Origin of the sequence: Pseudomonas sp. HS6 (assembly GCF_023375815.1) — a bacterium.
Taxonomy (GTDB): Bacteria; Pseudomonadota; Gammaproteobacteria; order Pseudomonadales; family Pseudomonadaceae; genus Aquipseudomonas.
Genome location: NZ_CP067412.1, coordinates 3,519,738 through 3,534,390, shown reverse-complemented (window position 1 = coordinate 3,534,390; position 14,653 = coordinate 3,519,738). Strand labels below are relative to the sequence as shown.

Annotated in this window: 13 protein-coding genes; 8 read left to right on the top strand and 5 right to left on the bottom strand. The window is 59.2% G+C overall.

Features of this window, described 5'->3' with window-relative positions:
* Nucleotides 1-39: 39 nt before the first annotated feature.
* Nucleotides 40-1,794, bottom strand: coding sequence for a molecular chaperone (locus JJN09_RS15975; protein ID WP_249482588.1), 1,755 nt, complete (start codon nt 1,792-1,794; stop codon nt 40-42).
* A gap of 222 nt (nt 1,795-2,016) precedes the next feature.
* Here JJN09_RS15975 and JJN09_RS15970 point away from each other — a divergent pair, with 222 nt between their 5' ends.
* Complete coding sequence (locus JJN09_RS15970) at nt 2,017-2,418, top strand: lectin OAA (protein WP_249482587.1); 402 nt, start codon at nt 2,017-2,019, stop codon at nt 2,416-2,418.
* A gap of 60 nt (nt 2,419-2,478) precedes the next feature.
* On the opposite strand, the gene asd is transcribed toward JJN09_RS15970, so the two are convergent.
* From asd to JJN09_RS15955, 3 genes are read right to left on the bottom strand one after another with little or no spacing between them, the layout of a single operon-like run.
* Complete coding sequence (gene asd / locus JJN09_RS15965; protein ID WP_249482586.1) at nt 2,479-3,339, bottom strand: archaetidylserine decarboxylase; 861 nt, start codon at nt 3,337-3,339, stop codon at nt 2,479-2,481.
* 18 nt (nt 3,340-3,357) lie between these two features.
* A complete protein-coding gene (locus JJN09_RS15960) occupies nt 3,358-4,173 on the bottom strand; it encodes a rhodanese-like domain-containing protein (RefSeq protein ID WP_249482585.1) in 816 nt (271 codons plus the stop codon).
* Nucleotides 4,174-4,212: 39 nt separating this feature from the next.
* Nucleotides 4,213-5,751 carry an HDOD domain-containing protein gene (locus JJN09_RS15955; protein ID WP_249482584.1) on the bottom strand — a complete coding sequence of 513 codons (1,539 nt, stop codon included), beginning with the start codon at nt 5,749-5,751 and terminating at the stop codon, nt 4,213-4,215.
* A gap of 166 nt (nt 5,752-5,917) precedes the next feature.
* On the opposite strand from JJN09_RS15955, the gene motA reads away from it, so the two are divergent.
* Together motA and motB are read left to right on the top strand one after the other, a co-directional pair.
* Nucleotides 5,918-6,769 (top strand): flagellar motor stator protein MotA, encoded by an 852-nt coding sequence (gene motA, locus JJN09_RS15950; protein ID WP_007952169.1) that lies wholly within the window; start codon nt 5,918-5,920, stop codon nt 6,767-6,769.
* A 162-nt stretch (nt 6,770-6,931) separates the two neighbouring features.
* On the top strand, nt 6,932-8,008 hold the full coding sequence (gene motB / locus JJN09_RS15945; RefSeq protein WP_249482583.1) for a flagellar motor protein MotB: 1,077 nt from the start codon (nt 6,932-6,934) through the stop codon (nt 8,006-8,008).
* A 56-nt stretch (nt 8,009-8,064) separates the two neighbouring features.
* Here motB and rsgA read toward each other — a convergent pair whose 3' ends face one another.
* Nucleotides 8,065-9,096: a small ribosomal subunit biogenesis GTPase RsgA gene (gene rsgA / locus JJN09_RS15940; RefSeq protein ID WP_102620136.1), complete on the bottom strand. Its 1,032-nt coding sequence runs from the start codon at nt 9,094-9,096 to the stop codon at nt 8,065-8,067.
* A gap of 107 nt (nt 9,097-9,203) precedes the next feature.
* On the opposite strand from rsgA, the gene orn reads away from it, so the two are divergent.
* The 5 genes from orn to JJN09_RS15915 all read left to right on the top strand — a co-directional run bounded on the left by orn (nt 9,204) and on the right by JJN09_RS15915 (nt 14,576).
* A complete protein-coding gene (gene orn / locus JJN09_RS15935; protein WP_096819824.1) occupies nt 9,204-9,746 on the top strand; it encodes an oligoribonuclease in 543 nt (180 codons plus the stop codon).
* Between the two features lie 84 nt (nt 9,747-9,830).
* On the top strand, nt 9,831-10,442 hold the full coding sequence (locus JJN09_RS15930) for a trimeric intracellular cation channel family protein (RefSeq protein ID WP_064593093.1): 612 nt from the start codon (nt 9,831-9,833) through the stop codon (nt 10,440-10,442).
* A 123-nt stretch (nt 10,443-10,565) separates the two neighbouring features.
* The gene (locus JJN09_RS15925; protein WP_249482582.1) at nt 10,566-11,588 is read left to right on the top strand and encodes a hypothetical protein; all 1,023 of its coding nucleotides are present in this window, start codon (nt 10,566-10,568) and stop codon (nt 11,586-11,588) included.
* A 160-nt stretch (nt 11,589-11,748) separates the two neighbouring features.
* Nucleotides 11,749-13,314, top strand: coding sequence for a leucine-rich repeat domain-containing protein (locus tag JJN09_RS15920; RefSeq protein WP_249482581.1), 1,566 nt, complete (start codon nt 11,749-11,751; stop codon nt 13,312-13,314).
* Nucleotides 13,315-13,625: 311 nt separating this feature from the next.
* Entirely contained in the window at nt 13,626-14,576 is a 951-nt protein-coding gene (locus JJN09_RS15915; protein WP_249482580.1) for a hypothetical protein, read from the top strand.
* Nucleotides 14,577-14,653: the final 77 nt, after the last annotated feature.

Below are 14,653 nucleotides of genomic sequence, written 5' to 3'. Positions count from 1 at the left end.
AAACGGCACAGGATCGCAGCCCTCGGCTGCGGTCCTGGCTCAAAGTGATTTCCACAACGAGTCGAAATCCTCCTCGCTCCCGCCATTCTGCGCGGCCTCCAGCGAACGATAGGCAAACTGATTGAAACTGTGTGTGCTCGCCACCCGCCGATCCAGCCCGGCGCGGTGTTCTTCGCCCTGGGTGTTGATCATGACTTTGCTGCCTTCCTGAAACGGCAGTCGTGGCGCCAATAGCGTCGCGGGCAAGTCGATGGCGCTGATTTCCGGCAACAACAAACCTCGCAGGTAATGGCTGTGATCGTCCCGCGTGCGCACCAGTTGCAAGCCGCAGGGCTGCGCGTGTGGCGCCACCAGTTCGATGCCCATTTGTGTCCCGGCGCCGCGCACCTGGCGGATCCAGCGCACCACGGCAATGCTCCAGCCCTGATTCGTGGTGTCCTGGATGCCGACCATTTCCCCGGCCTGCAATTCGGCAGGCACCTCTTTTGGCCATGCCAGGCAATAACCGCCTGGGCTGTGGTTGATGACGGGCAATGCATAGGTCGGGTAGTGCGGCGGGCTGTCGGCGTCGCCTTCGTCGTCGGCCAGCGGTTCGTAGCGGATTTCCTCGTAAGGCAGGAATTCGTCGGACTTGCTCTGCGGGGCCGCATCGAATGCCTGGCTCCAGCTGTCCTTTTCCCCTTGGGCCACCGCACGGCTGAAGTTGGCGGCGCGCGAGCCGGGATGCCTGAGCAGTTCGCTGAACGTGCGTTCGCCGCCCAGATAGAAGTGCAGGGCGCTCATGCCGACACACACGGTCAGGTTGCCCTGGCCGACGGTGCGCTGAAAGCTGCGTTCGGCGGCTTCGCCCCAGGTCGCGTGCAGATGCTGGAGCGTGTCGAGCGTCAGGCCAGCCGGTACCGGCAGTGGTTTAGACGCATCCTGGTGCAGCAGGTGAGCTTCGATGGCATCGACCAGCGGTTGCGGATCGAAACCGAGCAGCCCCGGCTGTTGTTCGCTGCGAAATTTGCTGCGGTAGCGCGGACCTGCGTCGATCTGCGCAGAAATCGCGAACAGCCCTTCGTCCGAGGCGCCGGGATGCAGTTTCAGCCAGGCGCTCCACGGTTCAAGCACCTGCGCGAGTTGGGCGATCGGGTTCTGACGCAGTTGATTACAACGCGCACTGCCCAGCAGCAGGGCGGCGATATAGGTCTGTTCGACGCTTAGTTCACCGGCGAGGCTGGCCAGATCATCGCGCACCCGACGGTGTTGCAGCTGCAAGTCACGGGCGCAGCGAAACAATTGGTGCAGTTCAAACCACAGCTGATCCGGCGCCGGGCTGTACAACTGCGTGGCGCGCACCAGTTGCCCTTTCAGCGCATGGGCGGCGCGTTGCAGTGCCTCGCTCAGCAGGGCTGCCCGGTCTTTTGAGTATTTGGGGGCGATCCGCAGAACGATCTGTTTGTAACCGATGGTCAGTTGGCTTTGCAGTGACTGACACAGGTTGCTGATTTTGCGGGAGCGCTCATCGAGCATGATCGCCTGATGCAGAAAATGCCGCTCAAGGTGCTGGCAGACGAAGTACACCTCGGGTCGTAGCAGCTCGAGCAGTTGCAGGCGATTGTCGCTGGGCGTCAGCAATTGATTGAGTTCGCCAAGACCCTGATAGAGCAGGCGTGCGGTTTCGCCGATGTTGGCTTTCGGCAGGCCGGCGATCCAGCGCTTGAGATCGCGCGGGGTCGCTTCACAGAAAGACAGGCGTAACTGAGTCGGCGTCGGGGCGCTCAGTTGGGGTTGGGATCGAGGCTCACTCATGCCGTGACCAGCTCCGGCGGCGAATTGGGCAATGCTCAAAACTCTAGCAGTTGTGGTCTGTTTCGCAGGCGCTTGTCAGGCTTTTTTACCGTTGGTCTGCTGGCTGGGTGCCATTTCGGCAAGCGCTACTAGGCTCTCAGGCGTGCGATCGGAAACGCACGGTTGCACGGCTTGCCGCACACGTCGGGCAGGTCTCTGAAAAACTTCAAGGAGATGAGGTTCATGTCTAAATACGCAGTGGCAAATCAATGGGGCGGTAATTCGGCACCTTGGCATCCGGGTGGAACCTGGGTACTGGGCGCGCGGGACAACCAGAAAGTCGTCGCGATCGACATCAAGTCTGGCGATGGCGGTAAAAGCTTCACCGGCACCATGACTTACGCCGGCGAAGGCCCTATTGGCTTCAAGGCTCAGCGCACTGGCCAGAACCAGTACAACGTCGAAAACCAGTGGGGTGGCAACGATGCCCCGTGGCATCCAGGTGGCAAATGGGTGATCGGCGGTCGGGATAACCAGAACGTTATCGCGCTGAATGTCACCTCGAGTGACGGCGGGAAAAACCTCAGCGGCACCAATACCTACGCCAACGAAGGGCCGATCGGCTTCCGTGGGCAGATAGAGTAACGGCGCCACTCGGGTCGTGTCCGCCCCTTCGCAGACGTGCGGAAGGGCGGATCAACAGGTTCAGGCGTTCGGCAGTGCCAGGGCCTGGCCCATCTGTACCGGCGAGCCTGCTTTCATCTCTTCAACCCATTTCACCTGATCCGGCCCGAACAGCACGATCGCGGTCGAACCCAGCTTGAAGCGCCCCAGTTCCGCACCTTTCTCCAGATGAATCGGTGCACGGGCGGCTTCGTCGTAGCGGAAGGTTTTCAGTTCGCGTTTCGGCGGTGTGACCAAACCGGCCCATACGGTTTCAATCGATGCCACGATCATTGCGCCCACCAGCACCACGGCCATCGGCCCGCGCTCGGTGTCGAAGATGCACGCTACGCGCTCGTTGCGGGCGAAAAGTTCAGGGACGTTTTCAGCGGTGGTCTTGTTGACCGAGAAGATCCGGCCCGGGATGTAGACCATTTCGCGCAGGGTGCCGGCCAGCGGCATGTGCACGCGGTGGTAATCCTTCGGCGACAGGTAAACGGTAGCGAATTCACCGCCCATGAACGGCGCAGCATTGGCCGCATCGCCACCCAGCAATTCCAGCACGCTGAAGCTGTGGCCCTTGGCCTGGAAGATACGACCGTGTTCGATCGGGCCGAGTTGGCTGATCGCACCGTCGGCCGGGCTGAGGATAGCGCCCGGTGTCTGGTCCAGAGGGCGTGCGCCATCTTTGAGAGCGCGGGTGAAGAAGGCGTTGAAGTGCTCGTAAGCGGTCACGTCTTCAACCAGCGCCAGCGACATGTCCACCTGATAACGCTTGGCGAACCAGGTGGTGAAGGCATTCTTGAACCAGCGCACGCGGCACTCGGCAATGCAGCCGGCCAGGCGCGACAGCAAGTGATGCGGCAGCAGGTATTGGCTGATGATAAACAAACGCTCTTTCATGACTGTCCTTAAAAATCCTTAAAGCTCGACGGGGGTGTCGGGGTGGTTGCCCCATTCGCCCCAGGAACCGGCGTAGCCCTTGACCCGCGGATAACCGAGAGCCTTGGCCACCAGATAAGTGAAGCCGGACCGGTGATGGGTCTGGCAGTGAGTAATGATTTCTTTGTCTTTAGTGATCCCGAGGCTTTCGAGGATCTGCGGCATTTCGGTGCGGATGCGCAGCTGGCGCGCCTGATCCATGCCTGCCGTCCATTCGAAATTGACTGCGCCGGGGATGTGCCCACCCTTGGCCGCCAGCACTTTCTCGCCGGAATATTCCAGTGGCCCGCGAGCGTCCCAGATCGCCAGATCAGCGGCACCGAGGCGGCTTTGCAGGTATTCGCGGGTGGCGGTCGGTTCGTCGTGCAGGGTCAAGGCTACCGGGCCACCGGCGACAGGAGGGATCTGGATCGACATCGGCGAGCCTTCCGCCAGCCACGCCGGCAGGCCGCCGTCGAGGTAGTGGTACTGGTCGTGACCGATCACGTCGAGCAGCCAGATGAAACGCCCGGCCCAGCCGCCGCCTTCGTCGTCATAGACCACGTAGACCGCGTCCTTGTGATGACCCAGTTCACCGAACAGTTCTTCGAGTTTTTCTTTTGTCGGCAACAGGCCCGGAGCCGGTGCCTGGCCCAGCTGGGTGCGCTTCGGATCGACGAAGCGTGCGCCGGGGAGATGACCCTCGGCATAGCGGGCGGCACTGGTCAGATCCACCAGAATCAGGTTGCGGGCTTCGAGGCGAGGGAGCAGGTCGCTCGGCTCGATGACCAGCGCCAGGCCAGAGAAGTCAGACATGTGAGGTCTCCAGAGCACAAAGGGGAAGGATTGTAGCTGTCATTGGCCGCGCTGGCTAAAACTGTGCAGGGCTTTCTCGATGCACTGCGCGGTTTTGCCGAAGGCTTGCACGGTGATGTCGGCGAACGGCCCGCCACCCTGGTCGGCGACCACGATCATGATCACCCGGCCGTTATTCACCAACGAGCGCAGAAACAGATGTTCGCCACGGAACAGCGTGCGCAGGGATGGCGGCAGCAGGGCGGAGAACTGTGCGTTGTTGTCCGGGGTGATCCGTACCTGTGCCTGCTGCGCGAGCAAGCGTTGCAGCACGGTGCTTTGACTGACGACGAAGTTGAGCGCAGCGGCTTCCTTCGGCAGACCGGAAATCTGATGCACGCGCAGACTGGACTGCGTGCGGTCTGCCATCAGGATCATCACCCGGCGCATGCCGCTGGCCACCAGCGCATCGCGGGCGGCCATGGTCAAGTGCATGGCGTTGGTGAAACGGCTCGGCTCGGCCAGCAGTTCGGCACATTGCCGGCGCCACTTGGCGAGGTCTTCGGCGTTGGGGGCGGCGGCTGGCAGCATTCCGGCGGGCAGGCGACGGGTGCCCCACGGCCACAACAGGGAAACCGCCGGGTGCCACAGATCAGGCATCGAATGTCGGCGTGCGCTGTTGGCGGCCTGCTGGTGCAATTGTTGTTGCACCTCGTCCATCGAGATTTGCAGATAGAGGCTGGTCAGGTACTGCCAGCGCTCGCTGTGCGGACTGTCCCAGGCCTGTTGCGCCGACAGCGCCAAACCGTTGGCCAGCAGCACGGTGTTGGCCGGCTGATTGAGCCAGTGGCGCAGGGTCGGGTCGTCATCGAGGCGATTCTGCTGGCGCAGCGGATGATCGACATCGCGGGCGATGCGCAAAACCTTGACCAGCTCGGGCTGTTCGGTGAGCAGCAATCGATAACCCTGCTGCACCCAGATCGGCAATCGCCAGACTTCGACCAGCGCCTCACCAATCTTCAGCAGACGCACGCCGAACAATTGCTTTTCCACGTCGCGGGCCGATTCGCCCTTGTGGATAACCCGCACTTCCCATTCTTCGAGCAGTTTGGGAAAGGTCAGCGCCAGCGGCCACAGCGGCGACAGAAACAACAGACTGCCCCAATGAATGTCTTGCCACAGCCGCGCCAGGCGACTGGCAAAAAAACCGTTGGCCTGTTGCGTGGCGTGCTGACTGATCATCTGTATCTGGCGCAAGGCCTGGGGAATTTGCGCCTGCGGTTCGGCGGGCAGGCGTGCCAGCAGTTCTTCGGTACGGGCGAGGCCAAGGCGATTGATCGCGACCTCGAGGTTTTCCGCAGGCGCCGTCATGCTGCCCTGAGTGTGGCGGTTGGCTTCTCGAATGATGCTCAGCGCCAGCGCCGGGCTGTCCTGCATCAGGTCGGCAATGTCGCGCAACGAGCTGCGATTATCGCGAATGGCGCGGCAGACGCGATCGTGAGCCTCTTGCGGCACCGGCAGGCGCACGCCGTCGAGCAGCTTCACCCAGCCATCGAGTGTGGTGGGTTTTACGTGTGGGACGTTCGTTTCATTAGCCATGTCTGGACGAGATCTTCACTGACTGTAGACGCGCCCGGCATGGGCTAAATTGGCTTTTCGCCTGAACTGGCTATAGTCTGGCGCAGTTTTGCCGATAAGTAGAAGAAGAGATTTTTTAACTTCCGAATATGACCTTGAACCCGACTTAAATAAGTACTTTCTACCTATGGCTAAAATTATCGGCATCATCGTCGTATTCGCGAGCGTGCTCGGCGGATACGTGCTCTCCCACGGCAAGATTGCCGCCCTGATCCAGCCTTTCGAGGTGATGATCATCGGTGGTGCGGCACTCGGAGCATTCCTCCAGGCCAACCCCGGTTACATGACGATGCACGTGCTCAAGAAATCCCTGAGCATGTTCAGCTCGCGCTTCAGCCACACCTTCTATCTTGAAGTGCTTGGCCTGATCTACGAGATCCTCAACAAGAGCCGCCGTGAAGGCATGATGGCCATCGAGGGCGACATCGAAGATGCCGCTGCGAGCCCGATCTTCGCCAAGTACCCGGCGGTACTGAAAGACGAACGCATGACTGCGTTCATCTGCGATTACCTGCGCATCATGTCGTCCGGCAACATGGCTCCCCACGAGCTTGAAGGCCTGTTCGACATGGAACTGTACAGCCTGAAAGAAGACCTCGAACATCCATCCCACGCGGTGAACGGCATCGCCGACGCCATGCCGGGTTTCGGTATCGTTGCGGCGGTACTGGGTATCGTGGTGACCATGGCCTCCCTGGGTGAAGGCGATCAGAAGTCCATCGGTCTGCACGTAGGTGCGGCACTCGTGGGTACCTTCTTCGGTATTCTCGCGGCGTACGGTTTCTTCGGCCCGCTGGCGCACTCCCTGGCCCACGATGCCAAGGAAGAGCTGAACGTCTACGAAGCTATCAAGGCCTCGCTGGTGGCTTCGGCCTCCGGCATGCCGCCGTCGCTGGCTGTCGAGTTCGGTCGCAAGGTTCTGTACCCGGCTCACCGTCCAAGCTTTGCCGAGCTGGAACAAGCCGTTCGCGGTCGATAGTGCTCTGTTTTGCAAATACGTTCCTTTTTTGGCGAGTGACTGTTGTTGCCAGACAAGGCGCCGCGACGAGTCATAGCTTGCTATGGGGAGGAGCGGCAACGCCGTATGGCAACAACAGGCACCGTCAAAAAGGAACAGAATTTGTGAGACAGAGCACTCTGTATGGAAAATAACCAGCCGATAATCATCAAGCGCGTCAAGCGCATCGCTGGCGGGCATCACGGCGGGGCGTGGAAGATCGCCTTCGCCGACTTCGCGACGGCGATGATGGCGTTCTTCCTGGTGTTGTGGCTGCTGTCCACTGCGACCCCGGAACAGAAGATCGCCATCGCCGGTTACTTCAAGGACCCGGTCGGTTTCTCCGAGAGCGGCACGCCGTACATCATCGACCTGGGCGGCACACCGACCCTGGCGCCGGAAAACACCCTCAACCCTGAAGTGAAGTCGCAGCCGCAACCGGACAAGGTCACGGTCGACACCGAGCAGGTTGAAGGCATGGCCGAGCAGGTCGAGAAGGAGCGTCTGGAACTGTTGCTGCAAGAACTGCAGAACAAGGTCGACGAGAACCCTCAACTGCAGAAGTTCAAGGATCAGATCCTGTTCGAGATCACGCCGAACGGCTTGCGCATCCAGATCATGGACGCGGAAAACCGTCCGATGTTCGACTCCGGTTCTGCACGCCTGAAGCCATACTTCGAAGACATCCTGCTGGCCATGGCCGACACCATCAAAGCGGTGCCGAACAAGATCAGCATCAGCGGCCACACCGACGCCAAGCCGTACACCGGCACCGGTGACTTCGGTAACTGGGAACTCTCGGCCAACCGTGCCAACGCCGCCCGGCGTGCGCTGGTGGCGGGCAGCTATCCGGACGGTCAAGTGGCGCGGGTGGTGGGTTACGCCTCGTCGGCGCTGTTCGACAAGGAGAACCCGTTCAACCCGGTCAACCGCCGCATCGACATCGTGGTGCTGACCAAGAAGGCCCAGGCGGCCATCGAAGGTTCGCAAGGCGCAGAACCCGTGAAACCGGCCGAAGGGCAGAACGGTGAGGCCCCGGCCACACCGGTCGACTCGAACGCCTTGCCGGCGGATCAGCAGCCAGTGCCTGCGCACGAACTGCGCGAACGGTTGAACCTGTTTGACGACGCGGCGCCGAAGCCAACCGCGCCAGGCAGCGCGGCGCCAGCCCCGGCGCCCGCTACACCCGCCACTGCACCGGCCCCCGCGCCGAAGCAGTGACCCACAAAAAAGCCGCGAGATGATCGCGGCTTTTTTGTGTCTGGCTACTCAGTGGTTCAGTAACCGTTCTCCGGCAGGCTGGCGATGATCGAGCGGTAGCTGTTCATTCGCTGCTGCTGCACGCGGCCATCTTCCAGGGCCTTGAGCAAGGCGCATCCCGGTTCGCGGTCGTGCTTGCAGTCGCGGAAGCGGCAAGTGCCGAGTAGGTCGTCGAACTCGATGAACCCGGCCTCGACATCGGCGCGGCTGACGTGGCCCAGGCCGAATTCGCGGATACCCGGGGAGTCGATCAGTTCACCGCCACCGGGGAAGTGGAACAGGCGCGCGGTGGTCGTGGTGTGGGTGCCCTGGCCGGACAGTTCGGACAGCGGGCCGACGCGGGTTTCCACCTCGGGCAGCAGGCTGTTGACCAAGGATGACTTGCCGACACCGGACTGACCAACGAACACGCTGATGCGCCCGTCGAGCTGCTTCTGCAATTGCTCCATGCCGTTGCCGTGGTGCGCCGACACTTCCAGTACCGGATAACCCAGCGTGCGGTACACCGCCAGCAGTGCATTCAGCGCCGGGGCGTTCTGCTCGTCGATCAGGTCGAATTTGTTCAGCAGCAGCAACGGGCGGATGCCGGCGTGCTCGGCCGCGACCAGATAGCGGTCGATCAGATTCGCATGGGGCTCGGGCAGCGGGGCGAACACGATGACGATCATGTCGACGTTGGCGGCCACCGGTTTGAGCTGGCCACGGCTGTCCGGGCGGCACAGTTCGGTGGTGCGCGGCAGTTGCGCAACGATCACGCCGATGCCCTGGTTGCCGGCGCGCCACACAACCTGATCGCCGGTCACCAGCGCGGGCAGGTTGGCCCGCAAGTGGCAGCGGAAAACCTGGCCGGCCAGTTCGCCGTCAACGGCCTCGACTTCGACCTGCACACCGAAGTGGGCGATCACCAGGCCGTGCTGTTCCGGGCCCAGATCGCCGCCTTCGAGCGCCTCGACAGCCGAGGACTCGCGTTTGGCGGCGCGGGCGGCGCGCTCGCCCTGAATCTTTTCGATGCGCCAGTTTTGACGACGATTGAGTTGGCGTTTGGCCATGGGTGTTCCGTCTGAAGAATGCAGCGATTAGGTAAAACGGCCGCGAGTTTAGCACGCCCGGGCACCGCCCTAGGCTAAACTGCGCAGCATTGCCTAGGAGCCGAAATATGCAAAACCCGCAGAATCTGATCTGGATCGACCTGGAAATGACCGGTCTGGACCCGGAAAACGACGTCATCATCGAAATGGCCACCATCGTCACCGACAGTGACCTGAACACTCTGGCCGAAGGGCCGGTGATCGCCATTCACCACAGCGACGAAGTGCTGGCCCGCATGGACGAATGGAACACCCGCACCCACGGCAACTCCGGCCTGACCCAGCGCGTACGCGACAGTCGCGTGAGCATGGCCGAGGCTGAAGCCGAAACCATCGCCTTCCTCGAGCAGTGGGTGCCGAAGGGCAAGTCGCCGATCTGTGGCAACAGCATCTGCCAGGATCGCCGCTTCCTCTATACCCACATGAAGTCGCTGGAAAGCTATTTCCACTACCGTAACCTCGACGTTTCCACCCTCAAGGAGCTGGCCGCGCGCTGGGCGCCGGACGTGCGTGACAGCTTCAAGAAGGGCAGCACTCACCTGGCACTGGACGACATCCGTGAATCCATCGCCGAGCTGCAGCACTACCGCAAGCATTTCATCAAGTTCTGAGATCGGCGACCCACGCCGAGGCGCCCTCTTTTGGTGCCCCGGCGAAGTGAGTAGACTGCGCGCCTTCCTGCCAGGATCGCCACCATGTTGCTGATGCTCTACCTCGTCGCCATTACTGCCGAAGCCATGACCGGCGCTCTCTCTGCGGGTCGCCGCGGCATGGACTGGTTCGGCGTGGTGCTGATCGCCTGCGTTACCGCGCTGGGTGGCGGTTCGGTGCGCGACGTGCTGCTCGGGCACTACCCCCTGACCTGGGTCAAACACCCGGAATACCTGGTGTTGACGACGGTCGCAGCGATGATCACCGTGTTTACGGCACGCTGGATGCGTCATCTGCGCTCGCTGTTTCTGGTGCTCGATGCGGTCGGTCTGGTGGCGTTCACCCTGATCGGCTGCATGACCGCCCTGGAAATGGGCCACGGCATGCTGGTAGCTTCAGTCAGCGGTGTGATCACCGGTGTGTTCGGCGGCATCCTTCGCGACATCTTCTGCAACGACATCCCGCTGATCTTCCGCCGGGAGCTGTATGCCAGCGTCTCTTTTGCTGCCGCTTGGTGTTACATGTTGTGCCTGTTCCTGAACGTGCCGAGCGAACAGGCGATTCTGATCACGTTGTTTGGTGGTTTTCTTTTGCGCCTGCTCGCAATCCGTTTTCACTGGGAAATGCCGAAGTTTGTTTATAACGATGAACATTGACGAGTGGCTACAGCTTCTTACATTTGACTTTTAGTGGGCTTCTGGGTTGCGTGATATCTATAGTTGACGCCGCATATTAAATGCGGGTGCGTCAGGATGGATATCGATCACAGGAGTGAAAGCATGAATGAAGTTAACGAGCCAGTAGCAGAGCAGTCGAGTTTTTCGAGAGCTTTGGACAGTATCGATTTGAAAGTGAAATTTGATTCTGGTGCGTCCGCGCGAAGCAAAGTGCTATTTGGTAATGGGCGCATGCAAGTCAAGGTTCAGGTGCTAGTGTCCGGGTACGATGAAAGCGGAGATTATATTTCTGTGCCCGCAGATGTATTGAATACAGTAGAGCTTATTCATTACAACACCGGGAAAACGCTACGGGACGGTTGGAATGCCAGTACCGAACAGGGGCGATTCACGTTGGAGGCTCCCGTATCAGCGGATTCAATGGACGCATCGGACGATGAGTCGGAACAGCAGGTTCAGCCGCAGGTGCGCACCTTCTGGGTTTCGTCGGCGGGGGTTGGCACCTCACAGGTCGCAGCTCGCATTTCACTGAACGGAACCATTATCCGAAGCAACGGGACCGGCCTGTCGGGTCGCCACGACAGCAGCGTCACGCTGGAGGCGCAATTGCCGGTTACTTATTCCGTCGATCAATTTCGCTGGACGTCGACACGACGTGGCAATGAAGAGCCGGGTAATCGGATCCGGAACTACTATCTCGGACTTTATCCTCAGGGCCAGCAAATCAAGCTGGTTGACTGGAGCTCTTCGTACGGCACCGATAACGTTGAGTTTGTTCGAGGCAACAAGTTATACGCTACGAAGACCAATTATCTGTCCGGTTTTCTGGTTCGTCCGGATAAAAGGGAGATGTCCTTGAGCCTGCCTTATGACGGAGACCCGATTGCCTATACATTCTTTCCTGACGCAATTACGACCAAGACCAAGCACTATGTAGTCAGAGTGAATGACCGCGATGGTGAATTGACGGTGGTGCAGGCTTTATCCGAGTATTCGGATCTTTCTCGCAAGTCCATTGCCGACGGGACGTTTAACTTTTCGATCTATGATCAATACGGAACGGAACATAAACTGGCGATTCGAACTGACGCCGAAGAGCGTTCGTTCACTCTTGGGCGGGGATAAAACTGCGAAGTGGTAATAGATAGGTAAGCGCTTTGTAAAAGACCAAAACGGTAAGCTGCGATGTCAGTGTTCCATGTCGACATACCGGCATCGGCACAATCGCTCGTCAGCTCCTCGCTGTGGAAGGGGCTGACTCAATATCGCTCAAGGATGAGATTTGATGATCGGCAAACCGCCAAAGGGCTCAGGCCCATCTTCTGGAAAAACTGCTCCTCGCACGCCGGGATATGAAAATCCGCCGCGGGTGGGTTTTGAGCTCCCGGGTGCGCCACATCGGCCCGCATTGCCGCCGGTGGCAACTGCCCCTGTTAATTCAGGTACGGAAGCCGGAGTCTCGTCGTCCGTCGTCGAGACTGGCATGATCGTGTCCGAATCTGCGTCCGTGGTCCAGGCAACCCCGCCGATATTTTCGGCTCTGGCGGATTTCTGGATCAGTTCTGCTGTCGCACTGCCGGCCGTCGATGGGCAAGGATTCAGGATATTCAAGCAACGCCGGTACATCCAGCTGACTGACGGTCATCTTGTCCAGGTCGTCAAAGATCCCGCCACGGGTGACTGGCGAGCAACTCTGGCGAGTGAACTCACACCTTCCGGGCCGGTTCTATTACCTGATCAGCACAACCGTTACTGGCATCCGAAAGACAACAGCGGAGCGGTACAAGCCCCCAGTACGGACGACGCAGATGTTGAAACCTTTGCGCCAGGATCTTTCTCGACCCCATCGACTCGCCTGATCTCGCAATCCTCCGTCGAGCTCCGGGTGCGGGCGCTTTATCCCGACCTGCCGGACGCCGAAGTGACGAGCTTCATTGGCGAGCGTTTGCAGGTTGATCCGTACTCCGTTCTTCGGCGGCTGGAGCAAGAATCTGTCACGTTGCGCGAAGATCTGGATCGGTGGCTGGCAAGCGCATCCGTCACCCGCCCGGGTCATGAACCGGGGACGGGCGCTGCAAGCCGCGCTGCCCAGCAGCGGAGCCGTGAGACGTTCAGTCAGGATCTGCAAGCGATCTGGCGGCGCGACTCAGTATTGACCCAAGGAGTTGCCGATCACAGCTTTTCAACGTTCATCGATTTTTCGGGGGGGTTGCCGCACTTGTCCGCTCGGTTCGAATGGGTGACAGAGCTGGTGTTGAGCGCTCGTAACGTCAATGTGACGCTGGGGCGTTTTCTCGATGGTTTTCCCAATGTTCGTTTCCTGATTCTTGAGGCTGTACGGATGGACGAGTTTTCCCCGGCGATTTTCCAGATGCGGGATTTGCAGCATCTGACGTTGAACGGATGTTCGTTGCGATTAACCGAGAGCAGTGCCGAAGGTCTGTCCCGGATTGAAAGCCTCACGTTACTGGATCTGAACGACAACCCCTTGGGCATTGCCCCGCCTGTGGGGTTCATGCATGGGTTGGGTGAGTTGTTTCTGCGCGATTGCGGTCTGGCCGACCTTCCTTCCGGGGTGGAACGGTTACCTGCACTGACTCGCGTGGATTTGCGAGGGAACGACATCACCACCGTCGGCGATGAATTGTTCGAAATTGCGGATACACAGAATCTTTACCTGGATTTGAGGGGTAACCCGCTTGGCGAGACGGCGAGGCAGCGAATCAACCGTTATCTGGAAAATTCCAGTCTCGATCGTAAAGTGCAGATTCCCATGGATGAGGCCGATGTCGATGACGCTCCAGAATCAAGCGACAGTTCTGATAGCGGAATGGAGTCCGACATCGGATAAACACGGGACAGGAAATAAAAACTTGCTCGTTGGTTTGTAACGAGGTCTGAATATAAAAAAGCATGTGGCCCACTTTCTTCTTTGTCTGACTGGCTTTGAAGGGGTGGGTTTCTTGTGTTGGGGGTTCTGTTCAAGGCTTTGGATGGCTTGAATTCATATTCGATGTTTCAAGTTGTTCTGGGTGGGTTCTTTGTTTACATGTTGTCAGGTATTGGTGCTGTTATAGGATTTGCTGATGTGTTTAATATTTGGCTGCGCCCCGTTTGTTTTGATGTGGGTTTGTTGAATATTTGCATGTGGGAATTTTTGTAATGTTTGAAGATGTAGTCAGTGTTCAGAGGCTCGAGGTTAAGTTTGATTCGGCACCCACACTTCGCCATAAACAGCTCTACGCCAACGGCCGGATGCAAGTGCGGGTACTGGTACTGGTTTCGGGTGGCGACGCGCAGGCTAATGAAGTGTCTCTGCATGGTCACCGCGCCTTGCAGACGCTTCGCCTCATTTCCTATAACGGTGCGCGGCCACTTTCGGGCGACTGGAAAGTCGAGACCCGGGAAAATCGTTACGCCCATGACATGTCGGGCGGTATCGCTCGGGCCACTGCTCTGGTGCCGACTAGTCATAACCGCATTACCGATCCTGCCGACCCCCTTCAGGTCTATGAGTTCTGGGTCACCAGCACCAAGCCGGGCTCACTGCAGATTGCCGCCGAGATCACCCTGGGTGACGAAGTGATTCGAAGTAACGGTCAATCGAGCGGGGGCGACAGCAGCGTAACACTGGAGGCGATATCACCGGTCCAGTACCCGTTGAGCCACTTTTCCCTGGAAAAGGTCAGTGAGAGGATCGTTGATCGTTTCGATGCCATTCATCGGTATAACCTGGGGCTTAATGCAGGCCAGCGCTCTATTCATCTACTGGAATGGGCCAGCACCAAGGTGCAAAAGGATGACGATGACGCAACGCTGTTCTTTGCTTCCGGAAATATCGACGACTCCCATTCTGGCGGAAGAACTTATTGCGGTTATATGGCACCTGTCTATGGCGTCAGTGCAACCATTCGCGGGCCCAAGGGATATGTCGGGACACCCGTTAACCAGCAGCCGGGTAAGCTGACGGTATTGAGTTATCTCTCTCCCGACTATCAGCATCAGCGGGTACAGGATCAGGACTTTGCACTGACCGTGTTCGATGAGTTTGGCACTGCGCATTGGATTCAAATAAAACCGAATCTTTCTGGTCGTTCATTCAAGTTGGCTTGATTTCTCCTCGAATGTTTTAGCGAGCCTGATCGTCATTGTTTCGATGCTGCGGAGCTTCGCTTCGCAGTTCGTTGTTT